17 protein-coding genes are annotated in these 20,107 nt (G+C 69.0%); 15 read left to right on the forward strand and 2 right to left on the reverse strand.

What is annotated here, in order from left to right; all coding sequences use genetic code 11:
* The first annotated feature begins 30 nt into the window (after positions 1-30).
* The 13 genes from IPL40_01325 (at position 31) to IPL40_01385 (ending at position 14,865) form a co-directional block, all read left to right on the forward strand.
* The gene (locus tag IPL40_01325) at positions 31-1,200 is read left to right on the forward strand and encodes a pilus assembly protein (GenBank protein ID MBK8479810.1); all 1,170 of its coding nucleotides are present in this window, start codon (positions 31-33) and stop codon (positions 1,198-1,200) included.
* A complete protein-coding gene (locus IPL40_01330; protein ID MBK8479811.1) occupies positions 1,200-3,554 on the forward strand; it encodes a hypothetical protein in 2,355 nt (784 codons plus the stop codon). Before IPL40_01325 ends, IPL40_01330 begins: the two co-directional genes overlap by 1 nt.
* 19 nt (positions 3,555-3,573) lie before the next feature.
* Positions 3,574-5,130 (forward strand): pilus assembly protein, encoded by a 1,557-nt coding sequence (locus tag IPL40_01335; protein ID MBK8479812.1) that lies wholly within the window; start codon positions 3,574-3,576, stop codon positions 5,128-5,130.
* A 54-nt stretch (positions 5,131-5,184) separates the two neighbouring features.
* The gene (locus tag IPL40_01340) at positions 5,185-6,033 is read left to right on the forward strand and encodes a hypothetical protein (protein ID MBK8479813.1); all 849 of its coding nucleotides are present in this window, start codon (positions 5,185-5,187) and stop codon (positions 6,031-6,033) included.
* Positions 6,033-6,224, forward strand: a complete 192-nt coding sequence (locus tag IPL40_01345) for a hypothetical protein (GenBank protein ID MBK8479814.1) — start codon at positions 6,033-6,035, stop codon at positions 6,222-6,224. Before IPL40_01340 ends, IPL40_01345 begins: the two co-directional genes overlap by 1 nt.
* 62 nt (positions 6,225-6,286) lie before the next feature.
* Complete coding sequence (locus tag IPL40_01350; GenBank protein ID MBK8479815.1) at positions 6,287-6,838, forward strand: NAD(P)H-dependent oxidoreductase subunit E; 552 nt, start codon at positions 6,287-6,289, stop codon at positions 6,836-6,838.
* 7 nt (positions 6,839-6,845) lie between these two features.
* Positions 6,846-8,162 (forward strand): NADH-quinone oxidoreductase subunit NuoF, encoded by a 1,317-nt coding sequence (nuoF, locus tag IPL40_01355; protein ID MBK8479816.1) that lies wholly within the window; start codon positions 6,846-6,848, stop codon positions 8,160-8,162.
* On the forward strand, positions 8,159-8,686 hold the full coding sequence (locus IPL40_01360) for an NADH-quinone oxidoreductase subunit J (protein ID MBK8479817.1): 528 nt from the start codon (positions 8,159-8,161) through the stop codon (positions 8,684-8,686). The genes nuoF and IPL40_01360 overlap by 4 nt, the downstream gene beginning before the upstream one ends.
* A 6-nt stretch (positions 8,687-8,692) precedes the next feature.
* Positions 8,693-8,995 carry an NADH-quinone oxidoreductase subunit NuoK gene (nuoK, locus tag IPL40_01365; GenBank protein MBK8479818.1) on the forward strand — a complete coding sequence of 101 codons (303 nt, stop codon included), beginning with the start codon at positions 8,693-8,695 and terminating at the stop codon, positions 8,993-8,995.
* Positions 8,996-9,026: 31 nt separating this feature from the next.
* Positions 9,027-11,150, forward strand: coding sequence for an NADH-quinone oxidoreductase subunit L (nuoL, locus tag IPL40_01370; GenBank protein ID MBK8479819.1), 2,124 nt, complete (start codon positions 9,027-9,029; stop codon positions 11,148-11,150).
* The gene (locus IPL40_01375; protein MBK8479820.1) at positions 11,147-12,916 is read left to right on the forward strand and encodes an NADH-quinone oxidoreductase subunit M; all 1,770 of its coding nucleotides are present in this window, start codon (positions 11,147-11,149) and stop codon (positions 12,914-12,916) included. The genes nuoL and IPL40_01375 overlap by 4 nt, the downstream gene beginning before the upstream one ends.
* Positions 12,913-14,388 carry an NADH-quinone oxidoreductase subunit N gene (locus IPL40_01380; GenBank protein ID MBK8479821.1) on the forward strand — a complete coding sequence of 492 codons (1,476 nt, stop codon included), beginning with the start codon at positions 12,913-12,915 and terminating at the stop codon, positions 14,386-14,388. Before IPL40_01375 ends, IPL40_01380 begins: the two co-directional genes overlap by 4 nt.
* Positions 14,389-14,520: 132 nt before the next feature.
* Positions 14,521-14,865 carry a PilZ domain-containing protein gene (locus tag IPL40_01385; protein ID MBK8479822.1) on the forward strand — a complete coding sequence of 115 codons (345 nt, stop codon included), beginning with the start codon at positions 14,521-14,523 and terminating at the stop codon, positions 14,863-14,865.
* Positions 14,866-14,898: 33 nt separating this feature from the next.
* Here the strand turns inward: IPL40_01385 and IPL40_01390 are convergent, their stop codons facing one another.
* Entirely contained in the window at positions 14,899-16,320 is a 1,422-nt protein-coding gene (locus tag IPL40_01390; protein MBK8479823.1) for a YihY family inner membrane protein, read from the reverse strand.
* A gap of 96 nt (positions 16,321-16,416) precedes the next feature.
* Here IPL40_01390 and IPL40_01395 point away from each other — a divergent pair, with 96 nt between their 5' ends.
* Positions 16,417-17,412 (forward strand): CoA ester lyase, encoded by a 996-nt coding sequence (locus IPL40_01395; GenBank protein ID MBK8479824.1) that lies wholly within the window; start codon positions 16,417-16,419, stop codon positions 17,410-17,412.
* A 154-nt stretch (positions 17,413-17,566) separates the two neighbouring features.
* The gene (locus IPL40_01400; GenBank protein ID MBK8479825.1) at positions 17,567-19,081 is read left to right on the forward strand and encodes a response regulator; all 1,515 of its coding nucleotides are present in this window, start codon (positions 17,567-17,569) and stop codon (positions 19,079-19,081) included.
* Positions 19,082-19,115: 34 nt separating this feature from the next.
* Here IPL40_01400 and IPL40_01405 read toward each other — a convergent pair whose 3' ends face one another.
* Entirely contained in the window at positions 19,116-20,033 is a 918-nt protein-coding gene (locus IPL40_01405; GenBank protein ID MBK8479826.1) for a hypothetical protein, read from the reverse strand.
* Between the last annotated feature and the right edge of the window lie 74 nt (positions 20,034-20,107).

Consider the following 20,107-nt stretch of genomic DNA (forward strand, 5'->3'; position numbering starts at 1 on the left):
CTCCCGCTGGGCACGGGTACAATGATCGCCATGCCCCTTTGCGTCGTCACGCCCACGCTCCCGCCCCGGCGCCGCTCCTCGGAACAGCGCGGCCGGCACGAGGAGGGCCAGGCGGTCGTCGAGTCGCTGCTGGTGCTTCCGCTGCTGGTCTTTCTGGTCCTCGGCGTGATCCAGCTCGTGATGATGCAGCACGCGCGGCTGATGACCGAGTATGCGGCGTTCAACGCCGCGCGTTCGGGAATCGTCTGGAACGCCGATCGCCTGATCATGGAGAACGCGGCGATCATCTCGCTGCTGCCGACCAACGAGCGACTGCGCGAGAAGACGGGCCTCGGCGATCCCTTCCAGCTCATGCGCCGAATCATTCAGCGCGCGCTGATCTACCAGGTGCACCGCAAGATCTCTGCGGCGGTCGGGGTCATTCGCGATGGCGTCGCCGGCATCATCGAGCCGCTGGGGAAGGGTGGAGGGCTGACAGGGAAGGTGATGAACTCTGCCAAGGCTCAGCTCGCCCTCGGCGCCAACGCGGTGCTCAATCAGGCGCAGGTCTCCGCCGAGCTGGCGGCCTCGGGCGCGATCGCCCAGGCGCTCGGCTCGAGCGACGATCGCCTGGTGCGGGTGGATATCTTCAGTCCGCAGCTCGGTGCGGCGCAGCAGGGCACGCACGCCTTACCCAGCCTCAGCATGGATACGTTGCTCGCGGGCGTGCAGCAGATTCGCGACCCCCGAGAGCTGACCAATGCGGTCGGCAGCCTGGTGACGGGCGGTCTGCAGCAGATGGTCGGCACCCTCACCGGCGACTTCGGCGCGGCGCATGAAATCGACTTCGATACGGAAGAGCCGGGGCAGGCCCCCAGGACGCGCCTGAGCGTGCGGGTGCGCTACATGTACATGCTGCGCGTGCCCTTCGCCAACTGGGTCATTCACAGCGCCTGGCTGGCGGCGCGCGGCGGCCAGCAGCTCTTTGGTGCGGTCTGGAATCCGCAGGAGCGCGAAGGCGAGACGGGCTTTCGCAGCGTGGCCCGGCTCAATTCCCAGCGGCGAGACTACGCCGCGCTGCTGCGCGGCGTGGTTCAGGGGCGCGATCTGGCGGCGGCGATCCGGCTCTCGCGCTTCGGCGTCTACATGTGGCCGATCTACGCCAGCTACACGATGCGGATGCAGTCCAACCCCTACCGCCAAAGCCTGGAGTTGAACTGATGGCCGGCCCCGCGCTGCGCCGCTCGCTGCTCGGTCGGCGCTGCCGCGAGGAGCAGGGCCAGGCCTTGCCGCTGGCGGCGCTCGGCGCGCTGGTGCTGGCGCTCGGGCTGATGTCGACGGTCAATCTCACACAGGCGGTGCATGAGAAGATCAAGCTGCAGAACGCCGCCGACTCGGCGGCCTATACGCTGGCGGCCCAGGAAGCGCGAACCTTCAACTACATCGCCTTCCTCAACCGCGCTCAGATCGCCCACTACAACACGGCGATGATGGTCCAGAGCTACATCACCTGGGTCGGCTTCCAGATCGGCGTCTTCGCCATGGGCACGGACACCCTCAGCACCTTGCATCTGATCGGCTCGGCGGTGCTCAAGGGCCTGCGCGCGTGTTGCAGCGCAAACCATCATAAGTGCTGTGTTCAGGCGGCCGCCCTATCGCCTCCGCTGGCCGGGCTGGGCCAGGTCGTGGCGGCGTTGCGTTGGATGCTCGGCCAGCTACGCAACCAGATCTACCCCAAGGCCGAGACGATGGCGCATGCGATGGTGGCGGCGATCCATCTCTTCAATCGCGACGTCGTCTGGAGGACGCAGCTCAGCCGCGCCCTGTTGATGAACCTCAACCTGCTCGGCGGCGCGCAGGGCTACGTCGAGAAGAACGATCCCGACCTGGCAGCGGGCGGCAGCCGGCGCGCCTTCCTCAATACGGTCGTCAACGGGGCGCTCAACTCGCTCGAGTACTATCAGGCCTTCGATCGCGGCAGCGGCGTCAATCCCTCCTTCGTCACCTTCCTGGGCGATCTCGGGCGGGTGGCCTCCGGCGGCGCGTACTCGGTGGCCGGGGTGACGCGGCATCGCGGCGAGACCCATGCGAGCGCGCCGGAGGTCCAGGCCTATCGGGTGATGGCCGAGCTTTGCAACGCCACGCGCTGGCCGATGTTCGTCTCCAACCGGGGCGTGGCGCATTGGTCCGTCGGCTTCGGCTCCTTCATGCCCTCCTATCGCGGTGGCAAGCGCGGTCAAACGGCCTTCATCCAGGATGCGGCGATCACTCACGGCGGCCTGCGCGAGCTGCACCAGCCGACGACGAGCTACGCGCTCGACGGCAGCAACGTCGCCGATTTCGGTCCGCCCGAGCCCGGCAAGAGTCGCAATTATTCGCTGGGCACCGTGCTCGGCTCCGATGATTACGTCGACAGTGGTCGCCTGAGCGCGCTGATCCCCGGGGTGCCGGTGCTGGGCCTCGCCCTCAGCAAGGTCTTGGGGGCGGGCGGCGACAGCCTTGGCGACGCCATCGCCGCCTACGACGATCCTGAGGGTCTCCATAAGCGCTACGAGAGCAGCTCCGTGCTGGCCATCGCCACGCTCCTGGTGGGCGTCGCCGACGCCTTCGGCCCTGGCTTCTCCTTCGACTCCCTCGTCAAGGGCGGGATGGCGAAGCTCGACGGCATGCTCGATCAGGTCAAGGCGTTCGTCGCCACCGGCAAGCTCGACAAGCACATCACCGAGCAGTTGGTGGGTGCCGCCAAGGGGGCGCTGGGCGCCGTCTCGCCGGCCGCAAAGGAAGTCCTTGGAGCGGTCGAAAGCGGGGATGTCGTCGCCTACGCCAAGAACAAGGTGGTGGGTCAGGCCGGTGCGCTCGTCAAGCAGGCGGGGGACTGGGCCACGCGACTCGGCGGTGGGCTGATTGGCGGCCGCATGGGTGATACCGGCGCCGAGCTTCCCGACGGCTTCGGTGAGCTGGGGCGCATTCTCGGCGAGATCGGCTTCCCGGTCGACGATCTCCCTCACGATCCGGTGAGCGGTGACCTCGGGGTCCATGGTGCGGGGGGACCGAGCTGCAGCGGCCCCGAATGCCACGCCTGGTGGCCAGGCTTCGCGCCCTACTTCGCCTTCAACGCCAGCAGCGACCGCACGCGCGACTTCAACCAGCCCTCGACCTGGATCTTTCTCACCAAGTACCACCAGGACTTCGGCCGCGCCGGCCGCGCGCGGACCAGCGACGCGTTACCCGTCGAGTTCAGTTGGCGTCAGGCGGGGCGCCAGGCGACGGTCGACCTCTCGCCCGGTGGGTATGCCAGCAGCTACCCCTTCGAGGGCTTCAACGTCGTGGCGCGGGGCATGGCCTATTACCACCGGCCGGGGAGCTGGACCGAGCAGCCCAACTTCTTCAACCCCTTCTGGCGCGCACGCCTGGCGCCCGTTGCGCAGAAGCTACAAGCGCTCTGGGAAGGTTACGTCGGCAGCAACCTCAGCAGCACGGCCGACAACATGGTGGTGCGGGGTCTGCTCAATGTGGTGCGCAACGCCCAGATGGACCTCTTCACCGCGGCGATCACCACCTTGGCCACGCACTGAGGCGGGGAGGGTTCGGCTGGTGCAGAGCTTTGTAGCAGCGCGGCTCCGCGGATGGCGGCTCTGGCGCGAGACCTCCGGCCAGGCGCTGGTTGAGCTGGCCATCGTCCTGCCGCTCTTCGTCATGCTGCTGCTCTTCGCGCAGTGGCTCTGGGAGCTGGGGCAGATCCGGCTCAAGGCGCAGGAGGCCGCCCGCTACGCCGCCTGGGAGGCGACCGCCTATCCCCTTCATGACTACCGCACGGCGCCGCTGCTGGCGGGAGCCGACGGCCTCTTGGGGATGATCCCAGGAATACCCGCCAGCCTGCCCTTCCTGCGCTTTGGCGTGATGGCCGCCTCCGTGTCGCTGGAGGCCAGCGCCCGCTACGCCGACCTCGACTCGGTGCCGAACGCGACCGAGGGCAAGCGTTCGTTGCTGATGGCGCGCTGGAAGACGCCCCGCATCATCGTGCCGCCCTCGTGTGGGCAAGCGATCGGCGGGGCGCTGTCCTATTTCGGCGCCTTCGGCGACGTCGGCGGAGAAATCGCCGACAGCGCGCTCGACGCGACGGCGACGGCAAGCGGGGCGCTCTGCGGTGACGAGCGCGAGGAGATGGTCTACGGCGGGCCGATGGCCAATCTGCTGCTCAACATCCTCGGACCGGCGGTGATGCTGCTCTCGGCGATGACCTACAGCGCCGATCTGCGCCACGCCGCCGATAGCACCGTGGCGCCGATGGCCTTGGGCATGGCGGCGACGATGATCGGCCTGACCAGCGCGAGCAGCGCCCTCGGCGTCAACGCCGCTGGCGGCGCTGGTGCCACGACCTTCGCCGGGCCGCCCGGCTGGGGCTTCAATACCCGCGGCTACGTGCGGGCCTACGCCCTCTTCGAGGTGCTCAATCCGTGGTTTGACGTGAAGCTGGGCGGGGAGTCGATCTTTCCCCGGCGGACCCTGCGGATCCTCGAGTCGCACGGTGTGCTGGCGGATTCGTGGCGGCTCAACGAGGGTGGCGCGGTGGCCCACACCAAGCTGCGCGTGGAAAGTGCGACGGACTCGGATAACCTGCAGCGGGGCCTGCTGGAGGAGGCTGGCGACCAGCTGGGCGGGCTGGCCAAGCAGGCCTACGAGTGGCTGCAGGCCGGCCAATCGCTGCTGGCGCGGGGGACGCTGCAACCGAACGACCCCGGTTTTCGGGCGCAGGTCGAGCGGATGTACTTCCAGAACGACAGCACCCGCAGCGTGGCCCGGACCTTTCTGACGCTGATGCATGGGGCCTTCGCCATCGGCGGCGGCTTCCTTGGCTACCTGCAGGGGCTGCCCTCCGTGCCCGCGGTGGACGACTGGATGAAGGCGGCGGTCGTCTCCGTACCCTACGTGATCGATGCGAAGACGGACAAGCCGGGCGGCGGCGTGATCGCCGTACCCGAGGACTTTGGCGCCCAGCTCTACAACACCGCGCCGACGATCGGCGAGTATGGCGCCACGCTGCGTAAGCGGGGCAAGTTCTTCATGGGCTGCCCGGACGCGCAGCAGCAGGGCTGCACGGATACGCTGGTGCAGCACAATCCCTTCGGCAACTATCTCTCTCGGGATTGAGGACGGCTCTCTCGGGATTGAGGACGGCTCTCTCGGGATTGAGGACGGGCGTCGATGAAGGTTCGTGAACGTCAGCCACCGAGCAGCAGCCGGGCCCCGGCGGCCGCGCGCCGCGCGCGCCCCCTTCGCGTGCTCTTGGCGCTCTTCTTCTGCGCCGGCATCGCCGGGCTCGGGCTGCTCAGCGGCGGCGAGCCGCCCCTGGCCGACGCAGTGCTGGGGCGTGATCCCTTGGCGGGGTACTACCCGCCAGAGATGCCCCGCTATCCCCAGGTGCAGGAGGTGCCGACGGGCGCCCGGGGCGAGGTCGAGGGCGCTCGTCTGCGCATGTCGTACTTCCAGACCACCGACGAGCCCGATCGTGTGGCCGATTTCTATGCGCGCTTCTGGCGCGCCCGGGGCCTCTGGGTGCGCAGCGACGTGACGCATCGCGGCGGCACCGTCGCCGCCGTCGATGGCGCGCACGGGCGGGTACTGCAGGTGATGATCAGCACCGGTGCCGGCGGTGCTGGGGCGACCCTGGTCATGCCCTCTGTCGGCGACGCGCCGGGCCGCGAGCGCTCGGGGAGCCCTCGGGCGCTGCCGATTGCGCTCTTTCCGCGCTCCGAGCAGGTGCTGGACTCGACCACCGACGGACGCGACGCCCTGGCGCGCACCGTGCTGTCGCTGAACGCGGGCACGCTGGAGGAGAATGTCGCTCACTATCGGCGCGCGCTGCGCCAGGCGGGCTATACGGAGGACGTGGCGCGACCAGGTGCGGAGCAGCGGGCGGCGCTGCAGGCGCTCGACGCGCAAACGGCGATGCTCGTCTTTCGCCACGCCGAGGGTCGGGAGGCTACCGTTACGATCACGGTCCTGGAGCCCCAGCGCACGCGCGTGCACCTGGCGCTGATCGGAGCGCCCTGATGCTGGGGTGGCTGCTCGGTCGCCAGGCAGGCGACGACTCAGGCCAGGCGATGACCGAGTACGCGATCGTCGTCGCCCTGATCGTCGTCGCGATGGTCGGCGCCAGCTCGGTCTTCGCGGTCGACTTCTTCGACGCGCTCGGTGATTACATGGAAAACTTCTACACGATGCTGGCCATGCCCTTCCCTTGACACCTCTGGGCAAGTTCCCTACGGTTCCACCGCCTCGTTTCAAGGCGTGCATAGAGAGTCCCATGGCGTTGTCGTTCAGCCCGCAGGCGCGCGAGCGTATCGCTCGTCTACTGCCCCAGTACCCCACGCGGATGGCGGCCTGCTTGCCCGTGCTGTGGGTGGCGCAGGAGGAGTTCGGGTGGCTCTCGGCCGAGGCGATGCGCCTGGTGGCCGCGGCGCTGGAGCTGCCCGAGTCGCACGTCTACAGCGTGGTGACCTTCTACACGATGTACAACCGCGCGCCGGTCGGCACCTACCAGATCCAGGTCTGCACCAACGTGGCGTGTATGTTGCGCGACGCCTATCAGGTGCTCTCGCGCTTCGAGCGCGCGCTCGAGATCAAGGCGGGTGAGACCACGCCCGACGGCACCTTCACGCTGACCGAGGTCGAGTGCTTGGCGGCCTGTGGTACGGCCCCCTGTGTGCGGGTCAACGAGCGTTACCACGAGCCCCTGCGCCCCGAGGACGTCGAGGCGCTCGTCGCGCGTCTGCGGATCGAGGCTCCGGCGACACGCGCCGCGGGGCCGGGATCGCCCATGGCGGGGCCGGGATCGCCCACCCCCGGGCGGGGCTGAGCGCGCGATGGTCAGGATCGTCACCCAGAACTTCGGCAACGAGCAGGCCAAGCAGCTCGCTGGCTACGAGGCCCTTGGTGGCTACGCGGGGCTGCGCCAGGCGCTCACGCTGACGCCGGAGCGGATCATCGAGGAGATGCTCGCGTCCAACCTCACCGGACGCGGGGGCGCCGGCTTTCCGGCCGGCAAGAAGTGGTCCTTCATTCCCAAGGACGCGGCGACGGTCTACCTGGTCATCAACGCCGACGAGGGGGAGCCCGGGACCTTCAAAGACCGCTGGCTGATGTACTGGGATCCGCACCGCCTGATCGAGGGCGCCTGCATCGCGGCTTACGCCATTCGCGCCCACCGCTTCTACATTTATATCCGCGGCGAGCTCTCGCGTGAGCTTCGCGTGCTCGAGCGGGCGGTAGCCGAGGCCTACGAACGCGGTTACCTCGGAGCCTCGATGGCCGGCTCCGGTTGGGCGATGGACGCCGTCGTCCACCGCGGCGCCGGCGCGTACATCTGCGGCGAGGAGACCGCGCTGCTCAACTCGCTCGAGGGCAAGCGCGGCTACCCGCGCCTCAAGCCGCCCTATCCGGCGCTGCGGGGGCTCTTCGATCAACCGACCGTCGTCAATAACGTCGAGACGCTGATGAACGTGCCGACGATCATCGAGCGCGGCGGTCACTGGTTCGCCGACCTGGGGCTCCCGGGCGATGGCGGCACGCGCGCCGTCGCGCTGAGCGGCCACGTCAAGAACCCGGGCATCTACGAGGTGCCCGTCGGCACGAGCCTGCGCGCGATTATCTTCGAGCAGGGCGGCGGCATGCGGGAGCCCAGCAAGCCGCTAAAGGCCGTGATCCCCGGTGGGAGCTCGATGCCGGTGCTGACGGCCGATGAGATCGACGTGCCCTATGCGTTCCAGTCGATGCTCAAGGCGGAGCAGATCCGCGAGGTCGAGCAGTCGCCTGGCGTGAAGTTCCGCTGGGGCACCGGTGGCACGCTGCGCTCGATGCCCGGCTCGGGGGCGGTCACCGTCATCGAGGAGGGCACCTGTATGGTCGCCCTCTGCGCCCGCATCATGCGCTTCTACGCCCACGAGTCCTGCGGGCAATGCACCCCCTGCCGGGAGGGCAGCGGCTGGTTGGCGCAGGTCTGCTCGCGCCTCGCGCGCGATCAGGGCGCGCCCGGCGACGTGGCCCTGCTCGGTCGGGTCGCCGGACAGATCGGCGGCAATACGATCTGCGCGCTCGGCGACGCCGTCACCTGGCCGATGCTGGCGTTCCTGACCAAGTTCCGCGGCGAGTTCGAGGCCAAGGAAGCGAGAGGCGCAGGATGATTCAGTGGGCCTTCTGGCTGTTTGGCGGTCTGGCGCTGCTCGGCGCGCTGGGGACGGTGACGCGGCGCAGTCCGGTGCAGGCGGCGCTCTTTCTCGTGCTGACGCTGGTGGCGACCGGCGGCCTCTTCCTGGTGCTGCACGCCAGCTTCCTCGCGGCGATCCAGGTCCTCGTCTATGCGGGCGCCGTGATGGTGCTCTTCCTCTTCGTCGTGATGTCCGTCAGTCATACCGAAGGAGAGGCCTTGGGTCTGGCCCAGGGCACGCTGGGGAAGCTGATCGGGGTCGGGGCCGTGGGCCTGCTGCTGCATCGGATGCTGCAGGTCTGTCTCCAGGCAGGCGCTGCGGCGGTCGGTGCTGTGCCGCTGCCCGCCGGCTTCGGCGACGTGCGTTCGCTGGGGCGCTGGCTCTTCTCGCGCTACCTGCTGCCCTTCGAAACCATCTCAGTGCTGCTGCTCGTCGCCATCGTCGCCGCGGTGGCGATCACGCGGCGGCCAGACCGCGGCCGCGCCGCGGGGGAGGGCTGAGCTGCCATGGTGCCGACGACTCAGGTGCTCGCTCTCGCCGCGCTGCTCTTCTGCATCGGCCTCGCTGGCGTCATCGTACGGCGCAATCTCTTGATCGTGATGATGTCGGTCGAGCTGATGCTGAACGGGGCGAACCTGGCGCTGGTCGCCTTCGCGCGCGCGCGCGGCGACCTGGAGGGTCAGGCCCTGGCCTTCTTGATCGTGGCGCTGGCGGCCGCCGAGGCGGCCGTCGGCCTGGCGATCGTCGTCTCGGTCTTTCGCAGTCGGCGCACCGTCTACGCCGACGAGGTCAACCTTCTGCGCCGCTAAGGACCCCGCCCTCGGATAGAGGCTCTGGCCCATGACGACGACCTTTCCACTGCTCTGGATCCCGCTCCTGCCCCTGCTCGGGGCGGCGATCAATCTGCTCTTCGGCCGCGCGCTGTCGCGGCGGGCGGTCAACGTCGTCGCCTGTGGCAGCGTCGCCGGCGCGCTCGGGGTGGTCGTCTTCGCGATCTTCGGTCGGCTCTGGCCGCTCGTCTGGGCTGCCGAAGGCACGGGGGTCGCACCGCGCCTCGTGCAGAACGCCTATGCCTGGATCACGGCCGGCAGCGTCGACCTGCCGGTCGGCTTGCTCTGCGACCCGCTCTCCGCGGTGATGCTCTTCGTCGTCACCTTCGTCGGCTTTCTGATCCATCTCTACTCGACGGGCTATATGGCGCATGAGCGCGACTACGCCCGCTTCTTCGGCTACCTCAACCTCTTCACCGGCGCGATGCTGATCCTCGTGCTGGCGGATAACCTGCCGCTGCTCTTCGTTGGTTGGGAGGGCGTCGGCGTCTGCTCCTACCTCTTGATCGGCTTCTGGTACGACAAGGACGGGACTCAGCGCCTCGGCCTGGCCAACGCCATGGCCGGCCGCAAGGCCTTCCTCGTCAATCGCGTCGGCGACTTCGCCTTCCTGCTCGGTATGCTGGTGCTCTTCGCCGCGACGCAGACGCTCAGCATCGACAGCCTCGCGCTGCGGGCGCAGGATCTGCTGCAGCCGCTGCACCCCCTCGGCCTCGGGCCCTTCAGCGTGGCCGGCGTCGCGGGACTGCTGCTCTTCATCGGTGCCATGGGCAAGTCGGCCCAGATCCCGCTCTATGTCTGGCTGCCGGACGCGATGGCCGGGCCGACGCCCGTCAGCGCCCTGATCCACGCCGCGACGATGGTCACGGCCGGCGTCTACATGGTGGCGCGGATGAACTTCCTCTACATGCTCTCGCCAGCGGTGATGGGCCTGATCGCGTTGGTCGGCGCCACGACCGCGCTCTTCGCCGCCTCGATCGGCTTCGCGCAGAACGACATCAAGAAGGTGCTGGCCTACTCGACGGTCAGCCAGCTGGGCTACATGTTCGTCGCCGTCGGCGTCGGCGCCTTCTCGGCCGGGATCTTCCACCTCTTCACGCACGCCTTCTTCAAGGCCTGCCTCTTCCTCGGCGCCGGCGCGATCATCCACGCGCTGCACGACGAGCAGGACCTCCGCAACATGGGCGGCTTGCGGCGCCCGATGGCGACGACCCACTGGACCTTCCTGATCTCGACGCTGGCGATCGCAGGCATCCCGCCGCTGTCGGGCTTTTTCTCCAAGGATGAGATCCTTTGGCGGGCCATCGCCACCGCCAATCCGGCGCTCGGCCCCAGTTGGCTGCCGGCCGTGCTCTACGTGCTCTCGCTGGCCGGCGCCCTTTGCACGGCCTTCTACATGTTTCGCCTCTACGGACTCGTCTTCCTCGGTCCGCGCCGCGGCGCGGCGCACGCGACAGCGGGAGGCGAGGGCGAGGGCGGGGCTCCGGCCCCCGCGCTGCACCTCCCCGGCCCCGCGATGGAGGCCCCGCTGATCGTTCTGGCCGGCGGTGCGGCGGTGCTCGGTCTCTTGGGGTTGCCCGAGCTGGTCGGCTCCTGGCTCGGCATCGAGCACATCAACGTCTTTGAGCGCTGGCTGGCCCCGGTGGTGGACCAGGGGGCGCGTCTCGCCGATCGCTGGGCGGCGGGCGAGCGCGTGGCCGCCAACCCGCTCGCCGCGAGCCACAGCGTCGAGGCCCTGTTGTTGCTGCTTTCGGTCGTGGTCGCCGTCGCCAGCAGCGCGATCGCTTGGCGGCTCTACCGCGCCGGACCGAACGCCGCCGTGGCGCGCTTCACCGCGCGGATTCGCCTGATCCACCGCCTGGTGCTCAACAAGTACTGGGTCGACGAGGTCTACGACTGGATCATCGTGCGGCCCTACAAGGCGCTCGCCGTGGTCTTGTTCCAGCTCGTCGACCGGTTGGTCATCGATCGACTCGGCGTCCATGGCGTCGCGCGGAGCGTCGACGGGGTGGGTCGCCTGCTGCGCCGCTTGCAGACCGGCAACGTGCAGCACTACGTCGTCGGGCTGGTGATCGGCCTCACTGTGCTCGTGGCGGGTGTGGTCGGTGCCGCGCTGCTCGGCGGGGGTGGATGATGCTGTTGACGGCGATCGTGCTGCTGCCGCTGCTCGGCGCTCTCGTCGTGGCGTTGTTGCCACGCGCCGAGGAACGCGCCGCGCGCCACCTCGGCTTCTGTTTTGCGCTCTTGACCTTCGCGGTCTCGCTCGGTCTGGTCGCCTTTCGCCCGGCGGAGGCTGGGTGGCAGTTCGTCGTGCGGCGGCCCTGGGTCGCGAGCCTGGGGATCGACTTTCACCTGGCAGTCGACGGGATCAGCCTCTGGCTCGTGCTCCTCACGACCTTGTTGATGCCGATCGTGCTGCTCAGCACCTATCGGGCGATCAACACTCGAGTGAAGGAATTCCTCGTCGCCATGCTCGTGCTGGAAGCCGGCATGCTCGGCGTTTTCCTCGCCCTCGACCTCTTCCTCTTCTACGTCTTCTGGGAGCTGGTCCTGGTGCCGATGTACCTGATCATCGGGATCTGGGGCCACGGCGATCGCATCTTCGCCGCGCTCAAGTTCGTGCTCTACACGGTCGTCGGGTCGCTCTTGATGCTGGCGGCGATCATCTACCTCTACGTGACGCACGGCCAGGCGACCGGAAACTACACCTTCGACTACACGACGCTGATGCTCTCGGTTTGGGGCCACGGCGACCAGCTCTGGCTCTTCCTCGCCTTCGCGCTCGCCTTCGCGATCAAGGTGCCGCTCTTCCCGCTGCATACCTGGTTGCCCGACGCGCATACGCAGGCGCCCACCGCAGGGTCGGTCGTGCTCGCTGGCGTCTTGCTCAAGCTCGGGACCTACGGCTTCCTCCGCTTCGCCCTGCCGCTCTTTCCCTGGGCCGCTGCTCAATGCAGCCCCTACCTCGTGGCGCTGGCCGTGATCGGCATCCTCTACGGCGCGCTCGTCGCCTACGCCCAGCAGGATGCCAAGCGCCTCGTCGCCTACTCGTCCGTCAGTCACCTCGGCTTCGTGATGCTGGGGCTCTTGGCGATGAACAGCACGGGGCTGCAGGGCAGCATTTTCCAGATGCTCAGCCATGGGATCTCGACCGGGGGCCTCTTCCTCGCGATCGGCGTGCTCTACGAGCGCCGCCACACGAACGAGCTGGCGCAGTTTGGCGGAATCTGGCGGCCGATGCCGATCTTCGCCGGATTGTTCATGGTGATGATGCTCTCGTCGGCGGGCCTTCCCGGGCTGAGCGGCTTCGTCGGCGAGTTCCTGATCCTCGTCGGCGCGTTCACCCACCGCTTCTTCGTCGATGGTGGCGAGCAACTCCGACTGCTGACCTTGCCTGGCGTCTGGCATTGGGGACCGCGGGTGGTCGCTGGCCTCGCCGCGCTCGGGGTCGTGCTCGGTGCGGTCTACCTGCTGGCGATGTTTCAGAAGCTAATGTTCGGGCCGATCACCCAGCCGAAGAACGCCGAGCTCCGGGACCTCGACGCGCGCGAGATCGCGGTCTTCGCGCCGCTGGTGGTGCTGACCTTCGTGATGGGGCTCTACCCGCGGCCCTTCCTGGCGCCGATGGAGCCCTCGGTGAACCGCCTCTTGCACGACTACCGGGTGCGTTATGCGGCCAGTCGTGAGCATTCGGGGTCGGGGGTGCGCCAGCTCGCCGGGTTGGGCGCAGCGGCCGCGACGCAGCCCGAGGTGGCGCTGGCGCCGAGCGCGCCGCCTCCGACGCCGGCCGTGGTCGGCGTGCCGACGCCGGGGCGCGGGGCCGAACGCCGGGTAGTGGCGCCGCGGCGCTCGCCGCTGCCCTCCTTGCGGAGCGCTCGCCGCCCGCGAGGTGCAAGATGACCGGGGGCGTCGAGATGGTTGAGCTGCAGGCCTTGGCGCCCTTGCTGGTGGTGATCGGCTGGGCCGCGCTCCTGCTCCTGGTGAGCGCCTTGGCAGCAGGGCGCAGCCTGCGCCTCGGCCCGTTGGCGCTCTGTGGGCTGCTGCTGGCGTTGGTGGCGGTCGTCTGGGATTGGCGCTTCGTCGGCGAAGGCGGACGCGTGCTCTTCGGCGGCCTCGCGGTCAGTGATCGCTTTGCGCTCTTTCTCGACGCCCTGCTGCTGCTCGGCGGCGCGCTGACCGTGATGGTTTCGGGCGCCTATCTCGAGGAGCACGACTTCGCTGACGATGCCTTCTTCTCGCTCGTCTTGCTCGCCGTCGCTGGGATGATGTTGCTCGTCCACGCGAGCAGCTTCGTGATGCTGCTGCTGGGAATCGAGACGATGTCGCTGGCGGTCTACGCGCTGGTCGCCTTCTGGGTCGGCAAGGCCACCAGCGCAGAGGCGGCGCTCAAGTACTTCGTGATGGGCGCGGTAGCCTCTGCCTTCCTCGTCTTCGGGGTGGCGCTCCTCTATGGCGTTACGGGCGCGACCAGCTACCGCGGGCTCGCCGAGGCGGCGGCGCAGGCGGCAGGCCAGCCCCTGCTCCTGCTCGGTCTGGTCTTCGTGTTGGGCGCGCTGGCCTTCAAGGTGGCGATCGTGCCGCTGCATATGTGGGTGCCTGATGCGTATGAGGGAGCGCCGACGCCCGTCACGGGGCTGATGGCCTCTGCCGTCAAGGTCGCCGGCTTTGGTGCCTTGCTGCGCTTGCTGGCGACGGCCTTCGCTGGCGACGGGCTCGCCTATGGCCCGACCGGCTGGCTCCCGCCCTGCTGGACCTTGGCGGCGCTGACGATGTCGCTGGGGAACCTCGCTGCGCTGCGCCAGCCGAGCCTCAAGCGCATGTTGGCGTATTCGTCGGTGGCGCACGCTGGCTACCTGTTGCTGGGGGTCATCACCGTCGGATTGCATCCCGGAGAGCTGGCACCCGTGCTCTTTTATTTGCTCGCCTACACCGCGACCACGCTCGGCGCGCTTGGCGTCGTGGCGTGGATCGGGCGGCGACACGCCGAGCGGCTGACCTTCGAGGATTGGGCGGGCCTGGCACGGCATCATCCGGGCGTGGCCTTGGTGATGACGATCTTCCTCTTGTCGTTGGCCGGTGTACCGCCGACGGGCGGGTTCTTTGCGAAGTTCTACCTCTTCCGGGCGGCGCTGCGTGACCCGCAGCTCGTCACGCTCGTCGTCATCGCCGTGCTGAACAGCGTCGTCAGCGTCTACTACTACCTGCGCCCGGTGGTGGCGATGTACTTCCAGGAGGGCGCGGCCCAGCCCCAGCCCTTGGCCCGACCCAGCGTCCACGCGATGCTGGGGATCGCGGCGCTGCTCGTGCTGCTGCTCGGCCTGCTACCCGGGTTCCCGCTCGAGTGGGCGTTGCAGGCCCAGCTCGCGCGCTGACGCCCTGAGCGTGATCACGCCCGAGCCTGGCGCGTACCAGCCGCGCTTCAGCGCGCCCCCCGGTGCTCGCGGTGGCGGGCCGGTTGGGTTATGCTGGGCGGGATCCTGAGTCAGGGCCAGGGGGAGGAAGCGGTGGGCGACCAAGACTTGCGACAGCATCCACGCCTGCCCGTCAACCTCCCGGCGACCTACTGCTCGGCCAACCTGATCATCGATGCTCGTGTCTCCAACCTGAGCCAGGCTGGGCTCTTTCTGCGCTGCTCCGCCGTCGATCCGATCGGCACGCCAGCCGAGGTGACGATCAGCCTTCCCACGCAGGCGGTTCCGTTGGTGGTCAGCGGTATTGTGATCTGGTCCTGCGCGATGTCCGACCGGCCGAGCGGGATGGGGTTGCACTTCGGCGAGCTGTCGAAAGAGACGCGCGCCGCGCTGGCGAACTGCCTGCTGCAAAGCAGCCACGGTCACGTCGGGGTGTAGGGTCCGGATCGCGCCGCCGCGCCCCGCCCGCGCCTAGGACGGTCCGGCGCCAGGCATCGGTGCCGCTCTCGGTGCCGGTATCGGCGTCGGCGTCGGCGTGGCTGGCGGGTTGGCTAACGCCGCCAGGGAGGTCGCGGTCTGGGCCCGACTCGCGGCCGCGGCGCTCGAGAGCAGCGCGCTCAGGCGAGCCTGCAGGGCGTCGTTGACCAGCGCGACGTCGTCACCCTCGCGGTGGCGCAGGACGTCGAGGACCTCAGCGACCGCGACCGTGTCTGGCGCTCTCGCAGGCAGGTAGCGCAGCTCGTCGCCTTCCCGGGTGGCCGCCACCAACCTTTGGTCGAGCAAGAGATCGAGCAGCGGCTGGCTCACCGCCAGCGGGGCTGCCGCGGCGCTGGCCAGCATCGCCGCCGTCGGCGCCGGCGCGCCTCGCTGGAAGGCGTCCACCGTCTCGACCAGCAGGCGCAGGGCGAGCGTCTCGCGCGTGGCCTGGCTGAGGACGAGGGGCGCGGACTCGAGCCGATCGGTGGCGACGGTCTGACTGGCGTAGGTGAAGCTGACGCCGAAGAGCACGATGACCCAGCTGTAATAGAGCCAGAGCATGAGGAGCGGCATCGCGCCGAGCGCGCCATAGACGGCGCTGTAGCGCAGGAAGCTGGCCGAGAGCCAGATGAAGAGTGCCTTGAGGGCCGTCCAGAGCAGGCCGCCGACGAGGCCGCCAGCGAGCGCGCTGCGCAGGCGCACCTTGGTGTTCGGCACCAGCGCGTAGGCCGTGATGAAGAGCGCGCAGACGGCGAGCGTCGAGCCGAGCGAGAGTAGCCAGCGCCCTATGCCCCAGGGGAGCCACTGACTGGCGACCGTGGCGAAGGCGGAGCGCTGGAGCTGCGCCGAGATGGAGAGTGAGACGCCGACGAGAATCGGGCCAACGGTGATCATCAACCAGTAGACGGCCAAGCGCAGATGCAGCGGCCGCCCGCGCGCGATGCCCCAGACCCGGTTGAAGGCCTGCTCGCTTTCGACCAGCAGGCTGACCGCCGAGTAGAAGAGCAGCAGCATCCCGACCCCGGCGATCGCGCCCGCGCTGATGTTGGCGGTGAACTGGTTGAGCCAGCGCCCCACCTCGTCCGCTCGCCCGACGGCGAGGTTCTCGAGGATCAGCTGCCGCAGCGGCTCCTCCAGGCGCTGCAGGCCACCAAAGGCCTTGAAGAGCGCGAAGGCGACGGCGAGCAACGGGACGATCGCCAGCAGCGTGTGATAGGTGAGCGCCGCGGCCCGGCGGGTGATTTCGCCGTTATTGATCGTGTGCACGGTGAAGAAGAAGACCTGCACCTGGCGCGCGAGGAAGGCGAGCACGCCGCCCCGGCGGCGACAGGCCTCGGCCCAGTCGTGCAGCAGGTGCCCTTGGTGCAGCGGCGCCGGGCGCGTGCGCGCCGGCGTTTCGGTCGTTGGTGGGGTCATGCCTTGCCCAAGCCTCTGTTGCGGGTCTGCCCTGCCTCTTGTCATCGGGCGCCCCGCTGCGTAGCGTAGCGCCCGGACAACTGCACGGTACCGCCAATGGCCCCGCTTCAGCCACAAGAGGTCCTATTCGCCGACGGAGCGCGCGAGCTGCCCTTGATGGCGAGCTGTGAGCACTACGCCGGCTCCGAGCGCTTCCTGCGCAAGGCGCTCGAGCTGCAGGCGCAGCTCGGTGGCGTCTTCGACGTGACGGTGGACTGCGAGGATGGCGCGCGCGCCGGGGCTGAGCGTGAGCAGATCGAGCTGGCTCTGGCGCTGCTGCACGACCCGCTCAACCGTCACGGACGGCTGGGGGTCCGAGTCCACGGCTATCATGACGCGCCTTGGCGCCAAGATGTCGACCTGCTGCTGGCCGGCGCGGCGGCCGAGCTCGCCTATCTGACGCTGCCCAAGGCCACCTCCGTGGCGCAGGTGGCGACGATGGCAGCTTACATTCGCAGCGCCTGCGACCGGCAGGGGGAGCGTCGCACACCACCCCTGCACGTGCTGATCGAGACCCAGGGCGCCCTGCGCGACGTCTGGAAGATCGCCGCGATCCCAGGGGTCGAGGTGCTCGACTTCGGCCTGATGGACTTCGTCAGCGACCACCAGGGCGCGATCCCCGAGACGGCGATGCGCTCCCCCGAGCAGTTCGAGCATCGCCTGGTCACCCGCGCCAAGACTGAGGTCGTGGCCGCCGCGCTGGCCCATGGGATCGTGCCGGCCCATAACGTCACGCTCGCCCTCAAGGACGCCGAGCAAACGCGCGCGGATGCCGAGCGCGCGCGGCGCGAGTTTGGGTTCCTGCGGATGTGGAGCATCTACCCGACGCAGGTCGAGGCGATCCTGGCGGGAATGGCGCCCGACCTCTCGCGGCTGCCGCGGGCGCTGGCCCTGCTGTCGCAGGCCCAGGATGCCGGCTGGGGGCCGGTGGCCTTCGAGGGCCAGCTCCAGGATCGCGGGACCTATCGCGATGCCTGGAGGCTCGTGCGGCAGGCGCGTGCGGGCGGCCTCGCGCTCGGGGCCGAGGCCGAGCGCCGGTTCTTTGGCGGCTGAGAGGGAGTTGCCGCCTCAGCACGGTCGGCTGGCGATTGGCTCTCAACATCCGCGCCGGGGCGTCGATGGCACTAGACGTGGTGAAAACCCCTGGCAGGAAGTCACGCTCGACCGAGCGACCAGCGAGATCCACCTCCCACCGACGGGAGCGCGGTTGATTGCGTTGGCCGGACCGCATACGGGCCGGGTCTACTCGCTGCAGGAGAGCGCGCTGATCGGGCGCGGGAGCGAGGCGCTGGTGCGCTTGGAGGTGCCGGAGATCTCGCGCCGCCACGCGCTGATCTCGCGCAAGATCACCGGTCGCTGGGTGATCGAGGACCTCGGCAGCCGCAACGGCACGATGGTCAATGGCACGCCCGTTGGCGACGAGCCCCATCCCCTGCAGTTCGGCGACCGTGTGCAGATCGGCAGCCACGTGATGTTCGTCTTCACGCGCTACGATCAGCTCGAGGAGCAGGTGCTGCAGTCCCAGCGGATGGAGGCCGTGGGACGGATGGCCGGCGGCATCGCGCATGACTTCAACAACCTGCTGGCCGCGATCACCAGCACGGTCGAGTTCTTGATCCAGGCAGCGGCCGAGGGGACGGTCAAGCCGCCGGTGCTGGATGAGTGCCTGGGCGACATTCGCCAGGCAGCGCGGCGCGCCGTTGAGCTGACGAGCTGCATGCTCGACCTTTCGCGGCGCGAGCTAGGACGCCCGGCCGCGGTCGATGTCTCCGCGGTGATCCATGAGGTGATGCAGCTCTCACGGCGCACCTTCCCTGGCGAGATCCAGGTCGAGGAGGCGATCGCGCCCGGAATGTTCGTCATGGGGCAGCGCGCGCAGCTCCACCAGGCCCTGATGAACGTCTGCGTCAACGCCCGCGACGCCATGAGCGGGTGCGGTGGTGGGACGGTGGCTGTCTCCCTCGCGCGGGTGGACGCGAGCGTGCCGGGCGGAGTGCCGCTCCTCCTGGCGGGTCGCGGATCGTTCATCGTCGCCAAGATCACGGACACGGGCGTGGGGATGGACGAGGACACGGCGCAACGGGCCTTCGAGCCCTTCTTCACGACCAAGGGTCCGGATAAGGGCACCGGCCTCGGCCTCTCGACGGTCTACGCCGTGGTCAAGAACCATGGCGGCCACGTCGAGGTCGAGTCGCATCCGGGGCAGGGGACGACCTTCCGCATCTATCTGCCAGCCATGGCCGCGAGCGATCAGGAGGAGGCGCTGGTCTGCGACACGCCGATGCGCACGCAGCGCATCGCCACCGACAAGCCCGCCGAGAAGACGATCCTGGTGGTCGACGACGACCAGAACGTTCGCCGCAGCCTGGTGCGGTTGCTCGACCAGCTCGGCTACGGGGTGCTCGCCGCCGGCGGCGCCCATGAGGCCCTCGAGGTCTTTGGCGAGCATCAGGAGCGCATCGACCTGGTGTTGCTCGACATCGTGATGCCCGAGGTCAGCGGCGAGCAGGTCTTTCACCAGCTTAGGGCGTTGCGGCCCGCGCTGCCGATCGCCCTGATGTCGGGCTTCGCGCCGCAGGGCAGCACGCAGAGCATGCTGCGGGCCGGTGCCGACGGCTTCCTGCACAAGCCCTTCGAGCGGGAGGCGCTGCAGCGCTTGCTCAACGGGATCTTTGGCACCCATAAGGTGCCGACCGGTCCCCGGCCCTCGCAGGAGCCGTGAGCGATCCGCAGACGACGATCCGCAGACGAGGCCCCTAGGCCAGCGCGGCCAGCTCACGCCGCAGGAGGTCGATCGTCGCGGGTTCCGGGCGGAAGCGCAGGCGGTACATCGGGACTTCGTGTGCCAGCCGTGCACAACGCTCCCAGGTCGCCACGAGGCCCGGCTTTCCGGTCCAGACGGGTTGCCACGCCGTGGTCAGCATGCGCCGCCGTGCCTCGTCGGGAGTGAGACGTTCGAGCTGCGTCCGGTCGGCGTGCTCGAGGAAGAAGACCGCGTGTAGCGGCCCGTCTTCCGCCCTGACCTGGCGCAGGTCTCCGTGCCAGGGGGTGCCGTACAAACGGTGTCCCTCGGGGTGGCGTCGCACCGCAATGCGATCGTCGCAGAGCACCGTCGCGCCTGCCGCGTCCCAGAGCGCACCGATCGTGCTCTTGCCCCGTCCCGAGCGACCCGTGAAGATCATGCCGCGACCTTGGTCGCGGACGCCGCAGGAATGAAAGACCAAGCCGCCCTGCTCGGTCAGACCATCGAGGAAGATCAGCTCCCCGAGCGGGAAGGCGAGTGGATGCGGGTCTTGCTCGACGCCCGTCACCGCCCGGACCTCGGCGGCGGTGCGCACGCGCCAACGCTGCGTGGCCTGCTCCCGCACCGCAGAGCGCCAAATCGGCAGCGCGGCGTGGACGGACTTGAACAGGAAGACAGGCCGGTCCTCGGATCGGTAGCTCATCCACTGCGTCGTTTCGCAGCGCGGGCCCTCCGGGTCCGGCGTGGGCTGCTCCGGTAGCCCCGAAGCCGACAGCACGGTGATTTCGGGGTCGCGCGCAGGCGAGGCCGTGGCGAAGGGAGCGTAGGCCGGCGGCAGGCCAGCGATAGCTGCGGCCTCAGGCCCTCCCTGCTCCGTCTGCGCGACGGAGAGGTGCAGGTTCGCGATGCGGTAGGACCCGAGCATGGTCATCGTGGTGAACCTCGCGCGGCGATGGGCCAGAAGGGGACGAGGGAACGGAGGCGCCCCAGTGAGGAGAGCTACCT

Source organism: Pseudomonadota bacterium, assembly GCA_016711215.1.
Lineage (GTDB): Bacteria > Myxococcota_A > Polyangia.